Consider the following 16,093-nt stretch of genomic DNA (forward strand, 5'->3'; position numbering starts at 1 on the left):
AGGACTACCCGATGAAAAAACAAACTCTCTATACGCTTACCCTGCTGACAAGCTGTATTTTAAGTGCACAGGCGTACGCAGGCGATGCAGAGAAAGGCAAGGCAAAATCAGTCAGCTGCCAGGCATGCCATGGGGCTGCCGGCATTTCCCAGATCCCGACTTACCCTAACCTGGCCGGGCAAAAAGAATTGTATCTGGTGGCACAGCTAAAAGCGTTTCGTAGCCAGGAACGCAAGAACATGGTCATGGGGCCTATGGCGGCGGGTCTGAGTGATGAGGACATCAATGATTTGGCTGCCTATTATGCCGGCCTGAATCCAGGCGGCTGATATGTACGCCGTGCTATTGGTTGATCCTGTGGCACGGCGCCGTCAGCAGGTTGCGCTGGCTCTGCGCAGTATTGCGGGTATGGAGGTACAGGAGAGCGCCCGTTTTCCTACCACACCACCGCCGCACTGGGTGGTTTGTGCCTGGCCTGCGCCGACAACATCTGCGCCCGATGTCCATGTGGTGTTTTACAGCACCACACCTTCCCCCCTTGGCTGCAATGATTGCTTGCATTTTGATGCACTGAACCCGTCACCGTTTTGTGCTAGTCTGCTCGGCCTTCTTAAACGCCAACCGGGAATACCATGAATCCAGACTTTGACGCCATTTTCACCTTTTGCCACGAGCTGGAAAAACTCAAATCGGTCAGTCGACGGATCAAGCCCAACGGCCTGGATCGTTATGAAAACTCTGCGGAACACAGCTGGCAGATAGCGTTATTGGCACTGAGCCTGCTGCCCAACGCCCGGACGCCTCTGGATCCGCTGAAAGTGGTGACCATGCTGTTGCTACATGACGTGGTGGAAATCGATACCGGTGACAAGTTTGCCTACCACGCCAATCATGATGACTATGACAACGAGCTGCTTGCTGCAAAGCGGATTTTCGGTATGTTACCTGCCCCCCAGTCAGATGACTTTCTGACCCTGTGGATAGAGTTTGAACAGGCTCAGTCAGAAGAAGCACGATTTGCCAAAGGCATTGATCGCCTGATGCCGGTATTACAGAACCTCAATAATGGTGGACAGAGCTGGCTCGAACACGGCATTCGGGTATCGCAAATTTTAGCCAAAAACGCCGGTGTGGAGGCCATCCATCCGCAGCTGTGGGCGACGGTCAAAGAACGGGTCATCGCACTGGGCGAACAAATTGGCCTGCAACAGTAAATCGCTTCGTCGTCAGATGAATCTTTTTATCCGTTGCTGCGTATAACGGTTATTGCACCTGACAAGGAGATCACATGATCGTACTGCACCACCTGGAGAATTCCCGTTCGCAACGCATTTTATGGCTGTTGGAAGAGGTCGGCCTGCCTTATGAAATAAAGGTTTACGCCCGGGATCCGCAGACCAACTTAGCCCCGGAAGCATTGGCCCGTATTCACCCGTTGGGAAAATCGCCGGTGATAACGGACGGCGATACGGTGGTGGCTGAGTCAGGCGCCATCGTCGAATACCTTATCGAGACCTACGCACCGCAGTGGCGTCCGCCCGCAGGCAGTGACGAAGGGCACCAATACCGGTATTGGATGCACTTTGCCGAAGGCACGTTGATGCCGCCGATGGTGGCAAAAGTGGTGTTGGACAAGGCGCGCACAAAGGCCAAGCCCTTTTTTGTGCGCTGGGTTGCCAATGCACTGATTGACAAAATCATGGCAGCCTATTTCGGCCCCAATATCCAGCGTAATCTGGACTTCGTAGAACACTACCTGAGTGAACATCAGTGGTTTGCCGGTGAGCAACCCAGCGGCGCCGATGTGCAGATGTTGTTTCCGTTGGAAGCCTCCGTCGCCAGAGGCGCGGCGGCCCGTTGTCCAGCCATCAAAGCGTGGGTGGATCGGGTGCATCAGCGTGAAGGGTATCAGCGTGCGCTTCAAAAAGGCGGTCAATACGACTTCGCGTAGTGTGCAGTTAGTGTCCGTCCAGGTGGGAGCGAATCACCTGTAAGAAAGCATCGCCGTAGCGATCCAGTTTGGTCAGGCCAACCCCACTGATGTCCAGAAAGGCGGCTGAAGAGGTCGGCAGTTTGTCCGCCATATCGGCCAGGGAGGCATCACTGAACACCACAAAGGGTGGGATGTCTTCCTGTTCCGCCAACGATTTACGCAGGTGCTTGAGTTTGGCAAACAACGCCCGATCGTAGTTTTTCACCGTGGCCTTGGCGGCCTTGCCGCGGTTCAGGGTCAGGCGGGGCACCGCAAGGGTCAGCGGTTGTTCGCCCTTTAACACGGCGCGGGCACCCTCAGTGAGTTTCAGCACCCCATTCTGGGTGATATCAATGCGCAGCAGGCCTTGGTGGATCAACTGAAAGATAAGGTTGTGCCAATACCCCTCTGATTGATCTTTGCCGATACCGTGGGTGGTCAGTTGCTGATGGCCTTGTTCGACGATCCGTTTATGCTGCTTGCCGCGCAGTACATCAACCACATGTTGAGGGGTGGATTGTTGTCCGACGCGGTATACACAGGACAGGATTTTCTGCGCTTCAACACTGCCGTCGAAACGCTTTGGTGGGTCCAGGCAGATATCGCAGTTACCGCAGTGATTGGCACTGAACTGAGAAAAATAGTTGAGCAAAATCTGTCGACGACAGGTTTGCGCATCGGCAAACGCTTCCATTGCGGCAAATTTTTGCAGTTCAACATCCTGTCGGTCGCTATTGTCGCCATTGGCTATCCACTGCTGGATACGCGACACGTCTTTTTCATCAAATAGCAGAAGTGCTTCGGCAGGCATGCCATCCCGCCCTGCGCGGCCGGTTTCCTGATAATAGGATTCGACCGAGCGGGGCAGGTCGTAGTGCACCACGTAACGAACGTCGGACTTATTGATCCCCATTCCAAAAGCTACTGTCGCGACGATAATGTCGTAGCGATCGGTTAAAAAGCCTTGTTGAATGACATCGCGGATCTCGCTTTCCAACCCGGCGTGATAACCTGCGGCGTTGAAGCCTGCAGCGGCTAATTTGGCGGCCACATCATCCACTTTGGCCCGGCTGTTACAGTACACAATGCCACTGCCTTCCTGCTGTTGCACGAATCCCTTGAGCTGTTCAAAAGGCTTGTACTTCTGCAGCACGTTGTAACGGATGTTGGGGCGATCAAAGCTGCCTTTAAACACGTAAGGGTCATCCAGGCCCAACTGGGCGATGATGTCGTGGCGGGTCGCCAGATCGGCGGTCGCGGTCAATGCGGTGATCGGCACGCCTGGGAACTGGCGCTTGAGGTTGCCCAACAGACGATAGTCCTGGCGAAAATCATGCCCCCAGTGTGACACACAGTGGGCTTCGTCGATGGCAAACAGGTTAATTGGAATGTGGTGTAAACGCTCAATGAAGGCCAGTTGCATCAGGCGCTCAGGGGCAACGTAGAGTAGCTTGATGTGGCCGTCATGCAAGGCTCTGAACAACTGCTGCGTTTGTTCCGGTGACTGCGCGGAGGTGAGATATTCAGCCCTGACGCCAGCGGCTTGCAAAGCGTCGACCTGATCTTTCATCAGTGAGATGAGTGGCGATACCACCACACAGGTACCGGGCATAGCCAGTGCCGGGATTTGATAGCACAGCGATTTTCCGCCGCCGGTAGGCATCAGTACCAGGCTGTCGTTTCCGGCCAGGGTGTGTTCGATGACGGTCTGTTGTCCATCGCGATAGCTGTCGTAGCCAAATACATCCTTCAGCAGTTGCTGATGTTGTATGACAGGTGATTGGGGAGCGACAGCTGACGACACGATGAGCCTCAAGGTTGCAATGACGGCGCTAGTTTACCGTGTCCGGCAGTCGAGGTACACGTTCAGCATAGGCATTTTCGGTTAAAATATGCGACCATGATATCCGACGCCCTACCCTTAGCAGGAACCTTATGCAACCACAACAACTTGCCCAAAAAATCACTGATTTGTTCAGTCAGCAAATGCCGTTTAACCAATTGCTGGGTTTGCAAATCCATGCGTTGGACAATGAGCGGGTTGAAGTGCACCTACCCTGGAGTGACCGTTTAATGGGCAATCCGTTTCAGAAGATACTTCACGGTGGAGTCACCGCGGCGGTATTGGATACGGTGGGTGGATTGATGGCGATCCTGTACGCTGTTAAAGACGTTGATGCGTTGAACAATGACGATTTTCTCGCCCATCTGCCCAAGGTCGGTACCATTGACATGCGGGTCGACTATTTGCGCCCGGGCAAGGGTGAGGCATTCATTGCCACCGCCGAGGTGATCCGCAAGGGCAATAAAGTCGCAGTTTGCCGTATGGAATTGCACAATGAACAAGGTACTCATATCGCCTTTGGTACCGGTACGTATATGATTGGCTAGTACCAAAGCGGCATTCGTGCCAGGCCCTTTTGTGCGGACATGTAATGCTGGCGGGGTCGCATCTGCCTTCGTCATACGCTATAGGTTATTCGAGATGTTCGTTGCGGCCTGCACGCCAAGGCCATATACAACAACAAGGAGTTTTCGTGGCTGAACCTTTACCAACCCTCATTCAGGAGGTCGTCAGTGCGCCGGAACAAGGCGACGCGGCCGCCGTGTCTAATATTGTTGCAGCCAGAGACACCGATGAACTGGCCCTGCTGCTGGAGTCGTTACCCCAGGAGCAGCGACTCAATGTGTGGGATTCCATCGCCCGTCACCGCAAACTGGAAGTGCTGGTGGCGATGCGTGGTGATGCCCGTGAAGTCCTTATAGACAGTACTGAACAGCAAGAATGGGAAGGTCTGTTCAGTGATATCGATGCTGAACAGTTGCTTGAACTGGCTGATTCGCTACCGAATAAGTTGGTCGATTCTGCATTGCGCGCGATGGACAAGCAGCAACGCCAGTTTTTCCGTGACGCCAGTCAATTTGGTGATGACCAGATTGGTCACTGGCTGAGCCACGATGTATTGGTACTGCCGCTGTCGGCCAAGGTCCGCGACGCCATGCGCCTGCTGCGCCGCGAGGTGCCCGAACACACCGACAGCATTTTTCTGATCAATCGCGCCGGCCAGTTTGCTGAGGTGGTGCGTCTGACGGATGTGATTGGGGCTCCGGAGCACGTGCCGCTGGTGGACTTGAGCGAAGAAGAAATCGATATCGTGAAGGCGGAAGAGGATTGTACCAAGGCATCACTGTTGGTGCAGAAGTCGGGTTTCTCGGCGTTACCGGTGGTCGATGAATCGAATAAATTGTTGGGCCGTCTGGACATTGCAACTGCCAGTGAGTTGGTCAACGAATTCTATGAGCGTCAATTGATGGCCTCCGCCGGTATGGACGAAGAAGAGGATTTGTTCGCACCGGTGAAAAAAAGCGCCCGCAGTCGTGCGGTATGGTTGGGCATCAATCTGCTCACCGCGTTTCTGGCATCCTGGTTCATAGGGCTGTTTGAAGCGACGTTGCAGCAAGTTGTGGCGCTCGCTGTGCTGATGCCGGTTGTGGCCAGCATGGGTGGTATTGCGGGGAGTCAGACACTGACCCTGATCATCCGGGGTCTGGCGTTGGGCCAGGTTACCGGCGGTAACCGGCGCGCCTTGCTTGTCAAAGAACTCAGTGTGGGCGGACTGAATGGCGTGGTCTGGGCCATCGTCATCGGTATCGTGGCAAGTGTGTGGTTCTCCGATCCGCTGATTGGCGTTGTTATTGGCATGGCGATATTGATGAACATTGTCGCTGCCGCGTTCGCCGGCGTGCTGATCCCCATTGCACTGGACAAGCTGAAAATTGATCCGGCCCTGTCGGGATCGGTGATCCTGACGACGGTCACTGACATTGTCGGATTTGTCGCGTTTCTCGGACTGGGGACCTGGTGGTTGCTTTAGGCGGTTTCGGCCGGGCGTTGAAAGGCGATGACATCTTCCAGTCCAGCATGTTTGATGTCTTTCATGTAGGCCAGGTATGTGGTTAATGCCATGTCCAGGTCTTCCAGCCGGACAATGTCTTTGCTGCGAGGATGTTGGGCAATGACGCGCTCAGGCAACACTGCACAGCCACAGTCATCAAAGAAGCTGTCCAGCGCCACGCGGTAGCTGCTGGTGCGCAGTTTTGCCCGTCGGGCCTGTGGAAACTGCTGGTAGATGTGATCAGAGATTTTGTTGCCCCAGTCAATATGGATGTAGCGGGCCAGCGCTTCTTCCATTGAATCAACCTTGTAACCGTACAGGCTGAGACTGTCCTGATGTACCGCGATTTGGTCCACCTCATCAGACTTTAATGGATCCAGGGTGTAGGCTACGTCGATATTGCGTTCGTGCAGTTGACGTGAAATCTGTTCAATGGAATAGATTTCAGCCCGAATCGACAGGTTGGAAAACCGCTGTTGCAGGCCCGACAGGGCATCATGCAAATACAGCTCACTGGCGTTGGGGGTTGCAGCACACACCAGGTAATCAACATCTTCTTCGCTGAGTTCTTTGCGGGCTTCGGCCAGGGTGGCTGAGATTTGCTGTGCAAACGGCAGCAGTTTTTCTCCTGCAGCGGTTAACTGAATGCTGTTTCTGTGACGCACGAACAATGCTGTATTGAAATACTCTTCGAGTAACTTAATCCGCGCACTGACCGCCGATTGGGTCAGATACAGGTTTTCGGCGGCTTTGCCGAAGTGGCGGGTCTGAGAGACTTCCAGGAAGGTTGTTAAAAATCGTACGTCCATTGCATCGGTCAATTGCCAGCGATTAATTAGCTTCATACGCAAAATGTCGCCAATAGGCAAGTGAGATACAAAGGAAAATGTCGGAAGTTGCCGGTCGGCAACCTCCGCACGGATCAGTTTTCGAGTGACGAAATGGGTGCGTAGCCTTCAGCTTCGAGCTCTTCATTGACGCAATTCAACACATAAGCGTCTTTCTCAGCAGCGTCGGTCAGGCCATCTTCTTCAGCCAGCTCCAGGCAGTATCCCTTCAGATCGTTCAGCAGTTCGGCATCCGGAGTTTCTTGAGCGTGGGCCGCACTTACCCACACCATGGTAGCGGCAAGCGCCATAGCGTAATGTTTCATTGATTACCTCGAATCGTGAAATCAGTGCAGTTCGCTGTTTTGTCGGCGTCGGGCTTTCGCCCTTTGCTTCATGGCGCGCTGCTGTTTTTCTTCATCATCCCGACGATGTCCCTTGCGGTTTTTACCCTCAGCGAACACGTCGTCACCGTCATCCCAATCTTCTTTGGTGTAACGATAGTCTTTACTCATTGCTTACTTACTCGGTTAACACTGACAATCATTATTGAGTTTAGGATAAAAATAGGAAACGAAATAAATTACTCGTCAGGATAAAAAGAATTGTCACGGTAAATGCAGGGGAATGTGGTACAAAGCGCGGCCGTTGGTCGCGTCGACCACTGGCCAGTAAACGGTTTCGGAGCCACCTTTGTGGAACATAAAAATTTGCCAGTTGAACCTGTGCATGTGAATGCCAAGCGTATCGTCACCTACGTGGTGGCAGACAATTTTGATTTGTCAGGTCTGGCCATGGATTTGGTTGAACATCATGAAACACGTCAATACCGTGATGCGCTGCATGTGCGCCTGGCCGGTGCAGATGGTTTTGTGTTTGAGTATGGCGTGGTGATCAGTTGGGGAATGAGTGCTGATCAAACGCGCGATTTAATGGCCAAGTTGGTCCCTCATGCCCAGGGCATGCGCGCTGGCATTGATGAAGAACGCTATGCGTGCAACCTGAAATCCGGTCAGCCGGTGGCCATGGTCAATGACGAAATTTCCTTACCGGGTGAAGACACGCTGACCATGCTGGCCGCCAGCCATGCGCTAGCGCAGTCCGCTAAGCTGGGTGATTTTGAGAGTAAAGCCGAGCAGACCATTGCGGACAATCAGTACCTGACGCAGGTGCTGGCCGAAACCGGCAAAATTCCACTTTCACGCAAAGCGCTGGCCAAGCTGCGCGGATCACTGTTTCAGACCAAAAGTGACATCCTGCTGCACTTCAGTTTGCTGGATACGCCAGAGTTTTTCTGGGATCACCCCTCCCATGAGCCTTTGTATCAGGTGATCGCAAAATACCTGGAAATCACTCCCCGTATCGAATTATTGCGTATCAAGCTGGAAACCATTCAGGAATTGTTTGAAGTGTTGGCGGCGGAACAGAATCACAAACACAGTGCATTTCTGGAGTGGATCATCATCGTGTTGATCGCTGTAGACATCATTATCTACTTCATACCCAAGTGATCATTTGATGACAATCTGGATAGATATTTTTTCTGGATAGGAACAATTTTTTTTGTTTTTCTTTTCCGGCTCGCTGTTTTAAAAGACACCTGAGATTGATTTTAGGGCCCGACTGGGTCCGTCTGTGGGGGTATTACAATGGTAAATGTGGATATTCGCAAAGGTACTGGACCTTTCAGTGATGCGAAGCGTTTTCCTTACGGTTTTCGTAAATCCGGTGATTTCAGCATCAGTGAAGCACAATGCCTAACAACCTATGGTCAAACACTGCTAGCGCTTGAAGAAGGGCGTCTGGCGCCCGAAACAGATGAAGAGCAGCGGTTTGTGGCCGTTGCACAGGGCCAGGCAGAGGCACAGACCGCTGTCGAAAAATGCTGGCTGAAATACATCAAACTGGCCAGGGGGCGTCGCGCTTTTTTCACCTTGCACAGTACCAACCGCAATGCTGCGGGTAACGATGATGACATCGATGACTACAGCGAAGACGATTTCGACGTTGTAGCCTAACTGTTGATGCCCCACCAACCACTGTGGGGCATTTGCCTTCCTTCAGTGGCGTGATAAGGTGATCCAACAAACGATCAGCCGACGCCATCATGAACCTTTTTTTCAATACTGAAGATGCCAGCCAGATTGCCATTGGTGCGTTTGCCATGGCGCTACCGATCGCATTTTCTCAGGAAGCATGGGACATGGCGGTGAGGCTGCCGACCATCAACCTGATATTGCTGGTGCTATTGTCGCTGGTTTTTGTCGCCCACTACGCCTATTTCAGCCTGTTTCAAGGGGCGGTTGAGTACCGCTGGGGCAGTTTTGTGCTGCGCATTGTGATTGCCTATGGGATCACCCTGGTGGTTGTGGCCTGCGTGTTGTTTTGTTTGGATAAGTTACCGTTGCTTGAGGAGCCTGTGGTGGCCCTGCGACGGGCTGTTATTATTGCCATGCCCGCTTCGTTGGGGGCCATCATCGTTGACAGTTTAGATAAGGAGTAACATGCCCTTTATGGATACCTTGCTCGCCATTTTTAATTCCAAGGTAGTGCTGACCATTCTGATACCGCTGTTGCTGTTAAGCATCAAGTATCTGGCGGTTAAAGGTGTGCGTAAACGGGCCAAGAGCAAGCGCGAAGACCGCCGGGATCTGGTCAACAACATCAAGAATTTCCTCAATTTTCTGATGATCATTCTGCTGTTGGGGATCTGGGCGTCGGAAATTCAGCAGTTTGCCCTGTCCATTGCCGCGTTTGCGGTGGCGATCGTGCTGGCCACCCGTGAATTCATTCAATGTCTGATTGGCTTCTTCTACCTGATCTCGACTCGACCTTTTCGCATCGGAGACTGGATCCAGGTGGGCGAATTTGTCGGCGAAGTCAATGCCACCGACTGGATCAAAACCACCTTGCTGGAAGTGGACTTGGAGACCTACCAATATACCGGGAAAACCCTGTTCATCCCGAATAACAAATTGATATCCAGCGCGATCAAAAACCTGAACTTCCTCAAACGTTACGCCACACACCGTTTCACCATCGTGCGTGATGAAAGTGTGAACCCGTTTGTGTTTCTGGATGAGCTACTGGCCAAAGCCAACAGCTACTGTGAAGACTTTCACGATGTGGCGGTGCGCTACAACCAGATTATCGAACGGCGCCTGGACGTGAAAATTACCGGCCCGGATCCGTCTATCCGGGTTGCTACCTCTGAACTGGGCGATACTGAAGTCGAATTCACCATCTTCTGCCCGACCGACCGGGCGTTGGAAATCGAACATGCCCTGACCGCTGATTTTATGCACATGTGGTTTGCCCAAAAGGCGCTGTTACCGGCCAGCTAGAAGGTCAGCAGCAGGCCTTGTGGCACCACCCGAATGGTGGGTTCAGAGGACGGTAGGATCAATTCTTTGCCATCGGGTTTCAGGGACTTAGTGCTGAGCAGAATGATGTCGGGCAGGCTCTGCCCAATGGTCTGACGAATATCACGTAAGGTTTCATGGCTGTCTTTAAGGCTGTCTTCGAGAATGACCACGTCGTGTAAGCGCGGACGCTTGAGCGCCAGTGTGCGCTGGATGGGATTGTAATAAAGTGTCCCTTGTAAGGTGCCCGTCAGTAATAGCATCCCCTGATCATCGGTTGAGCGAAGTTGCACCTCGATTTCGACAGTGTCGTCCAAGGGATCGATGTTGAGTAGCGGATTGAAGAAATGGGCTTTGGTGTTTTTATACGTCCTGTCGAAGGGAAATTGGGCAAGTACCTGACGTTCGATTTCTGTACTTGGCACAGTCACGTCGCTGGCGGCCAGCGCTAAGTGGCAGGTGCAGAGGCACAACAACGCGACACAAAAACACAATGACTTCATGATGGCTATCCAGTTTTAGGACTAAGGTATACAGTAGAACAGAATGATGCAGAAAAAAAACCACGTAGTAGAGGATTGCAATGCAAGAATTGATTGATCTGTTGGCCATGCCATTGTTCACGCTGGCTGATCACACGTTCACACTGGGGGAGTTACTACTCGCTCCGACGGTGGTCATTGTCGGCTTGTTAACCCTCAAATGGCTGGCCCATCAGCTCAGCAAACGCTTGATCAAAAAAGGCATTAGCGCCGATGTCGTGCACCTGGCCAAACGGCTGTTTTATGTTGTTGGTCTGATCGTGCTGTTGATCACCACGCTGGACGTGCTGAATGTGCCATTGACCGCGTTCGCCTTCTTGTCCGGCGCGGTGGCCATCGGGTTTGGCTTTGGAGCACAGAACATCATCAACAACTTTATCAGCGGTTGGATACTGATGTGGGAGCGTCCCATCCGGATTGGTGATTTTCTGGAAGTCGAAGAGGCTCGGGGGAGGGTGGAAGCGATCAATACCCGTTCGACCCGTATCCGACGCACCGACGGTGTTCATATGCTGATCCCCAACAGCAAGTTATTGGAAAACACGGTGGTCAATTGGACGCTGGTGGACAATCTGACCCGCACAACGGTCAGGGTTGGGGTTGCCTATGGCTCTCCCTGTCAGGACGTTGCCCGTCTGATAGAGCAAGCGGCGAATGAACAGGACGAGGTGCTGCCGGATCCGGCACCACTGGTTATTTTTGATGATTTTGGCGACAACGCGCTGGCCTTTGAGGTGTTTTTCTGGGTCAACGCCAGTGCAGACAGGGATTTGCGTGTCATACGCAGCAATATTCGCTTTCGTATCGATACATTGTTTCGTGAAGCCGGGATCGTTATTGCCTTTCCTCAGCGGGATGTGCACATTGATGGTCAATTGGTGCTGCAACGGCCCAGCCGGCAGCCTCTTTCGGAGACGGATGCATGACGAATCAGCAACACGAAGCCGCCACACCGCTGTTGTGGGCCTGTAACATCGACGCCACTGGCAAGCTGGTAAGCCAGGGACCTGACATCATCGATCAGCCGCCGGACGGTGGCTATCAATGGGTACATTTGCAAAGTGACAACGCCGATGCGCTGACACTACTTTCGCGTATGCAATTACCGGAATCTGTGTGTGATGGTTTGTGCGCCCTTGAAACCCGACCCAAGGCCATGACGATGGACAATGGTGTGTTGCTGTTTCTGCGCGGCATTAACCGTAATCCCGACGCAGACCCCCAGGACATGGTGTCATTGCGGGTGTGGATCGATGGTAATCGTATCGTCACGGCGCGGCGGCGTAATCGGCGTTTGATGTCGGTACAGGACGTGAAGGCGACACTGGATCAAGGCGAAGGTCCGACGTCGCCCATCGATCTGGTGCTGCGTATCATTACCCGCATCGCGGATCGTATCAGTGAAACGGTGGATGACCTGGACGAAGCGTTGAGTGATTTTGAGGCTCGCGAGCAACTGGATAACCGCGCCCGTTTGCAGTTGTCAGAGTTGCGTCGTCAGGCAGCTGCGATCCGACGTTACCTCGCGCCACAGCGAGATGCGCTGGATGCCATGTATCGACTCAGCGAAGGGTGGTCGAAAGACGATGTGTTCTGGCTGCGTGAGCAGACGGACCGCATGACACGCTATGTTGAGGACCTGGACCTGGCCAAGGAGCGCGCCATGGTGCTACAGGATGAACTGCGCAACCGTATTGCAGAACAACAGGGAATGAGGATGTATGTGTTGTCCCTGATCACAGCCATTTTCCTGCCGCTGTCGTTTTTAACCGGCGTGTTTGGCATGAATGTCGCTGGATTACCGGGTACCGAGGATCCCCAAGCGTTTACCCATCTGGCCATGTTCATGGCCGGAGCGGCGGCGGTGATGCTAGTGGGGATGCTGTGGAAGCGCTGGCTATAAAACAACCGGGTTAGCGGTAAATCATGTCCTCGCGGGTCGGGGCCATTTGTGCCAGAACCTGGTTTTGCAGACGGTGGGGCACCCCGGCTTTATCCATTGCGCGGATGAATAAATCCACACCATGATTGAAGTGGGCTTCGGTAATCTTCATGCCGCCGTGGACCTGTTCCATGGTGTCGCCGGTGTAGGTACAGCCACCGCCGGTCAGCATGCACAGATGCTCCTGCATTTTGTCGCGGAACCGGTCAATGTTGCTGTCTTCGAAGTAGCACAGCATGATCGGATCCATGCCGATTTCGAGGATAAAGTTATCGACGATTTCAGCCACTTTGGCTTCGCCACCCAGTTGCTGATAGACGCTGGCTTGGTTTGACGCACAAGCGCTGATCAGTACTGCCAATAAAACGCCAACAAGTTGTTTCATCATAGTCACCACAATTGCCCGTTTATGCTCACGTACAGACCTCGCTGGTCATCGGCGCCAGCAATACTGCCCAGCTCTGCCCATGCTAGAGTAATATTGAAATCCTTGGAGGGCATGTAGGCAATAAAGACGTCGGCCCAGTCATCCTCACCCAGGCCCAGATTGTCCGGTTTCTGACGATATTCAACCCCTACTGCAAGATGACGGGAGAACAGGATACCGGCTGACGCTTCAAGCATCAGTTCATAGCTATCGTTGTCGGCGCCACCGAATCCCAGCAATCCCATCTGATTGGCTTTGGTTGCCCGGGCGGTCAGATTCCAAACCGCGTTGTAACCGCCGATGGCGCCGAGGTGTACTTTGGTGGCGGCCAAGTAGAAATCGGTACCGTGGTTGTTATCCGCAGCACCAACCGCGCTGGCGATGGCACCGTCCTGCAAACGCTTGTGTTGCAGACCGATACTCAGCTGCGGCCAGCGTGAATACACCACATCACCGTACAGGCGATACTTAGCGGAAAAGATAGTTTTTGAGATATCAGCCCCCAGCGCCTTAATTGAAAAGCGCTGCCGGGCAATACCCACTTCGACGCGGTCATGCCATGACGCACTGACCCCGTAAGACAGCAGGCGATAATCGTCCACATTCACTTGTGTGGTGAAGGCTGACAACGAGGTTTGCTCACGGGAGTCATAGCCCGCCAGTGTGGCCCAGGGGACGATACCGCCACCGCCGCTGCCCTCAAGCTGCAGTAGTCCGGCCGTACCCAGCAATTTACCGTCACCGGCGTGGCTTAGCCCACTCAACGTGAGGGTGAAAGCCAGTAGTATTCGCAGTCGTGATAATGTCATGAAAGCCAGTCCGTGTGTTGATGTTGTGCGTACCAGTCTATTAGCTGTTGTGCCGGGATGGGTTTGCAGATGAAGTAACCTTGTGCCCATTCACAGCCCCAATCGGCCAAGAGTTGCAGCGATGGCTGGTTTTCAATACCTTCCGCAACCACTGACATATCAAAGGTATGGGCCAGCTCGATAACCGTTTGTACGATATTTTGGTCACCTGGTTCACTGTCGAGGTTCAGAACAAAGCTTTTGTCTACTTTTAAGGTATTTACCGGCAGGTTTTTCAGATAGGCCATCGAGGAATACCCGGTGCCAAAATCGTCGATTGCCAGGCTGAAGCCGGCATCACGAATTGCTTGCAGGTGAACGATGGCGGCTTTCGGATCTTTAACCAGATCACTTTCGGTAATTTCAAACGACAGGGCATCTTTACTCACGCCGTGTCTATCCAGTAACGACAGAACGCCGGGCAGAAGCTGCTGATTGAGGACATCCTGGGCTGACAGATTAATCGCAACGTTCAGCGAGATGCCTGCCGCGGTGAAGCCCTGTATATCCTTGACCACACGATTGATCACCCAATCGGTTACCTGACCGATAAACCCTGCCTGCTCGGCAACGCTGATAAAGTCATCCGGTGATACGAAGCCCAATGCGGGGTTATTCCAGCGTAATAACGCTTCTACCCCTGTGATGCGCCCTTGCTTAAGGTTCAGTTTGGGCTGATAAGCCACCGAGAGTTGATCGTCATCTTCTACAAGCGCGCGCTTTAGTTCACTGATGATCGATAAGCGGCGTAAGTAGCGCTGCTCTAGCATTGTATCGTAGGGCAGGATCAGCTGGCGGGTGATTTGTGCTTCATCCAGCACGATGTTCAGACGCCGGAACAGGTGTTCCGGGGATGATGCATCCTCGGGACAAGTCAGGATCCCCATGGCAACTTTGAGGTTGATAACCACGTTGTCTGACTCGATGGGTTGTTCCAGCTTCTGCTTGACCCGTTCAAGGGTCTGTTGATCAACAGGTTGGGTGGGGATCCACAACAGTTCACCCCCGGTCAGCCGGGCCGCCATGCCACCCAGAGCCGCAACGCGGCTGGCCAGCTCGCGCAGGCACTGGTCGCCATTGTGGTAACCAAACACGTCGTTGATACCCCGAAAACCAAAGATATTGATACCAATGGTTTGGAAGCCCTCTGAGCTGGCAAATTTGTCTTCCAGCAGGGTTTCAATGTGGTAACGATTGTGCAGCAAAGTCAGCGGATCGTGGTTGGCCTGGTAAACGATTCGATCTTCCCGCTCTTTGATACTGCCCTGCATGACTTCAAAGGCTTCAGACAGTTGATTGAATTCCTGTAATTCAGAATTCACCGACTCTCTGGGCTGGTAGTCGCCTCTGGCAATGGCATCTGCCACCCCGGCCAATGAGACGATGGGACGGGCGACCTTGCGCGCCAGCCAAAAAGCAATCAACAAGGACAGTACAATGGCCAGTAAGGCGATCAGGCTGATGTTGGCTTGCAAGGCACGATATGCTTCAAACTGGCTGGACAACTCGCTGGACAGGATAATTTGTACGGTTAATCCGTAGTCGCTGTTCAAATCAAATTGCTGCGACAGGTATTGCTGACTGTCGACGGTCAATAACGCTAACCAGGACAGCGAGGCCTGGGACAGCACGCCGTCTTTCTGATCGTCTGGCAGGGTACTGATCCAGGCATCGGGTCCTTGTTCCGGGATTGCATGGATGGTGGTTTCCAGGCGCGTGATATTTTTTAATTGGCGGGCCAGTCCTTGATCAACTTCGAACCCTACCATCGCGATGGCGATTGGCGTTGGCGCGTCTACCGTCAGGAACATGGTTTGATAAAGGCGCCCATCGATGAGCAGAAAGGCAATCGTACCCCCTTGCTGCAGTACGTTTTCGCGAATGCCGGGGGCAACGATCCGCTGGCCAGTCGCGACCAGTGCCGGTGACATGACATCAATATCACCTTTCAGGCTGGTCACTGCCATCAGGTCGGCTTCAATGCGCTGTCCATGATTCAGCAATACGCTTTCGATGGTGTTGCGGTCCCGGGTTGCCACCGCTTGTTTGAAACCAAAATCAGCGGTCAGTACGGAGGCCGAGTTATACAACTGCGCTGCGCGGCTATCGAGGGCCTGGCGTAACACGTTCTCGGCAACGGTTAATTCGCGGTCGACCTGGTTACGGGCTTGTTCGCTGGTAGCTGTCCACACATTGGCCAGGATGGTCAGTGCGGTCAACAGCACCAAGCCTACGACCAGGCGCAGAATGCTTTGATTAAGTGAGCGCTGACTCACC

At 53.2% G+C, this 16,093-nt stretch carries 20 protein-coding genes; 12 read left to right on the forward strand and 8 right to left on the reverse strand.

What is annotated here, in order from left to right; all coding sequences use genetic code 11:
• Window positions 1-11: 11 nt before the first annotated feature.
• The 4 genes from LJ739_RS15030 to LJ739_RS15045 all read left to right on the forward strand — a co-directional run bounded on the left by LJ739_RS15030 (window position 12) and on the right by LJ739_RS15045 (window position 1,951).
• Window positions 12-329, forward strand: coding sequence for a c-type cytochrome (locus tag LJ739_RS15030; protein ID WP_229161840.1), 318 nt, complete (start codon window positions 12-14; stop codon window positions 327-329).
• A 1-nt stretch (window position 330) separates the two neighbouring features.
• Window positions 331-636: a hypothetical protein gene (locus LJ739_RS15035; RefSeq protein WP_229161843.1), complete on the forward strand. Its 306-nt coding sequence runs from the start codon at window positions 331-333 to the stop codon at window positions 634-636.
• On the forward strand, window positions 633-1,214 hold the full coding sequence (locus tag LJ739_RS15040) for an HD domain-containing protein (RefSeq protein ID WP_229161845.1): 582 nt from the start codon (window positions 633-635) through the stop codon (window positions 1,212-1,214). The genes LJ739_RS15035 and LJ739_RS15040 overlap by 4 nt, the downstream gene beginning before the upstream one ends.
• Window positions 1,215-1,288: 74 nt before the next feature.
• On the forward strand, window positions 1,289-1,951 hold the full coding sequence (locus LJ739_RS15045; protein ID WP_229161847.1) for a glutathione S-transferase family protein: 663 nt from the start codon (window positions 1,289-1,291) through the stop codon (window positions 1,949-1,951).
• Window positions 1,952-1,958: 7 nt separating this feature from the next.
• Here the strand turns inward: LJ739_RS15045 and recQ are convergent, their stop codons facing one another.
• A complete protein-coding gene (gene recQ, locus LJ739_RS15050) occupies window positions 1,959-3,776 on the reverse strand; it encodes a DNA helicase RecQ (RefSeq protein ID WP_229161849.1) in 1,818 nt (605 codons plus the stop codon).
• Window positions 3,777-3,907: 131 nt separating this feature from the next.
• Here recQ and LJ739_RS15055 point away from each other — a divergent pair, with 131 nt between their 5' ends.
• Window positions 3,908-4,363: a thioesterase family protein gene (locus LJ739_RS15055; protein ID WP_229161850.1), complete on the forward strand. Its 456-nt coding sequence runs from the start codon at window positions 3,908-3,910 to the stop codon at window positions 4,361-4,363.
• 146 nt (window positions 4,364-4,509) lie between these two features.
• Window positions 4,510-5,847 (forward strand): magnesium transporter, encoded by a 1,338-nt coding sequence (locus tag LJ739_RS15060; protein WP_229161851.1) that lies wholly within the window; start codon window positions 4,510-4,512, stop codon window positions 5,845-5,847.
• Here LJ739_RS15060 and LJ739_RS15065 read toward each other — a convergent pair.
• From LJ739_RS15065 to LJ739_RS15075, 3 genes are all read right to left on the reverse strand, one after another.
• The gene (locus tag LJ739_RS15065) at window positions 5,844-6,713 is read right to left on the reverse strand and encodes a LysR family transcriptional regulator (RefSeq protein WP_229161853.1); all 870 of its coding nucleotides are present in this window, start codon (window positions 6,711-6,713) and stop codon (window positions 5,844-5,846) included. The genes LJ739_RS15060 and LJ739_RS15065 overlap by 4 nt on opposite strands.
• A gap of 77 nt (window positions 6,714-6,790) precedes the next feature.
• On the reverse strand, window positions 6,791-7,021 hold the full coding sequence (locus LJ739_RS15070) for a hypothetical protein (RefSeq protein WP_229161855.1): 231 nt from the start codon (window positions 7,019-7,021) through the stop codon (window positions 6,791-6,793).
• Between the two features lie 21 nt (window positions 7,022-7,042).
• Window positions 7,043-7,210: a hypothetical protein gene (locus tag LJ739_RS15075; RefSeq protein WP_229161856.1), complete on the reverse strand. Its 168-nt coding sequence runs from the start codon at window positions 7,208-7,210 to the stop codon at window positions 7,043-7,045.
• Window positions 7,211-7,390: 180 nt separating this feature from the next.
• On the opposite strand from LJ739_RS15075, the gene LJ739_RS15080 reads away from it, so the two are divergent.
• The 4 genes from LJ739_RS15080 to LJ739_RS15095 all read left to right on the forward strand — a co-directional run bounded on the left by LJ739_RS15080 (window position 7,391) and on the right by LJ739_RS15095 (window position 10,039).
• The gene (locus LJ739_RS15080) at window positions 7,391-8,206 is read left to right on the forward strand and encodes an RMD1 family protein (protein WP_229161857.1); all 816 of its coding nucleotides are present in this window, start codon (window positions 7,391-7,393) and stop codon (window positions 8,204-8,206) included.
• A gap of 138 nt (window positions 8,207-8,344) precedes the next feature.
• Window positions 8,345-8,713, forward strand: a complete 369-nt coding sequence (gene maoP / locus LJ739_RS15085; RefSeq protein WP_229161858.1) for a DUF413 domain-containing protein — start codon at window positions 8,345-8,347, stop codon at window positions 8,711-8,713.
• A gap of 89 nt (window positions 8,714-8,802) precedes the next feature.
• On the forward strand, window positions 8,803-9,198 hold the full coding sequence (locus LJ739_RS15090) for a DUF2391 family protein (RefSeq protein ID WP_229161859.1): 396 nt from the start codon (window positions 8,803-8,805) through the stop codon (window positions 9,196-9,198).
• A gap of 10 nt (window positions 9,199-9,208) precedes the next feature.
• Window positions 9,209-10,039 carry a mechanosensitive ion channel family protein gene (locus LJ739_RS15095; protein ID WP_229162111.1) on the forward strand — a complete coding sequence of 277 codons (831 nt, stop codon included), beginning with the start codon at window positions 9,209-9,211 and terminating at the stop codon, window positions 10,037-10,039.
• On the opposite strand, the gene LJ739_RS15100 is transcribed toward LJ739_RS15095, so the two are convergent.
• The gene (locus LJ739_RS15100) at window positions 10,036-10,560 is read right to left on the reverse strand and encodes a hypothetical protein (protein ID WP_229161860.1); all 525 of its coding nucleotides are present in this window, start codon (window positions 10,558-10,560) and stop codon (window positions 10,036-10,038) included. The two genes, LJ739_RS15095 and LJ739_RS15100, sit on opposite strands and share 4 nt — an antisense overlap.
• Window positions 10,561-10,640: 80 nt before the next feature.
• Here LJ739_RS15100 and LJ739_RS15105 point away from each other — a divergent pair, with 80 nt between their 5' ends.
• Window positions 10,641-11,525, forward strand: a complete 885-nt coding sequence (locus LJ739_RS15105; RefSeq protein WP_229161862.1) for a mechanosensitive ion channel family protein — start codon at window positions 10,641-10,643, stop codon at window positions 11,523-11,525.
• Window positions 11,522-12,502, forward strand: coding sequence for a zinc transporter ZntB (locus tag LJ739_RS15110; protein WP_229161863.1), 981 nt, complete (start codon window positions 11,522-11,524; stop codon window positions 12,500-12,502). The genes LJ739_RS15105 and LJ739_RS15110 overlap by 4 nt, the downstream gene beginning before the upstream one ends.
• A gap of 10 nt (window positions 12,503-12,512) precedes the next feature.
• Here LJ739_RS15110 and LJ739_RS15115 read toward each other — a convergent pair whose 3' ends face one another.
• Genes LJ739_RS15115 through LJ739_RS15125 form a run of 3 tightly spaced genes read right to left on the reverse strand, consistent with a single transcriptional unit; the run spans window position 12,513 to window position 16,092 of the window.
• On the reverse strand, window positions 12,513-12,926 hold the full coding sequence (locus tag LJ739_RS15115; RefSeq protein WP_229161864.1) for a group I truncated hemoglobin: 414 nt from the start codon (window positions 12,924-12,926) through the stop codon (window positions 12,513-12,515).
• A gap of 5 nt (window positions 12,927-12,931) precedes the next feature.
• On the reverse strand, window positions 12,932-13,777 hold the full coding sequence (locus tag LJ739_RS15120; RefSeq protein ID WP_229161865.1) for a DUF3034 family protein: 846 nt from the start codon (window positions 13,775-13,777) through the stop codon (window positions 12,932-12,934).
• On the reverse strand, window positions 13,774-16,092 hold the full coding sequence (locus LJ739_RS15125; RefSeq protein WP_229161867.1) for a putative bifunctional diguanylate cyclase/phosphodiesterase: 2,319 nt from the start codon (window positions 16,090-16,092) through the stop codon (window positions 13,774-13,776). The genes LJ739_RS15120 and LJ739_RS15125 overlap by 4 nt, the downstream gene beginning before the upstream one ends.
• Between the last annotated feature and the right edge of the window lies 1 nt (window position 16,093).

The sequence above is a fragment of the Fluctibacter halophilus genome (assembly GCF_020687825.1).
In the GTDB taxonomy this organism is placed as follows: domain Bacteria; phylum Pseudomonadota; class Gammaproteobacteria; order Enterobacterales; family Alteromonadaceae; genus Fluctibacter; species Fluctibacter halophilus.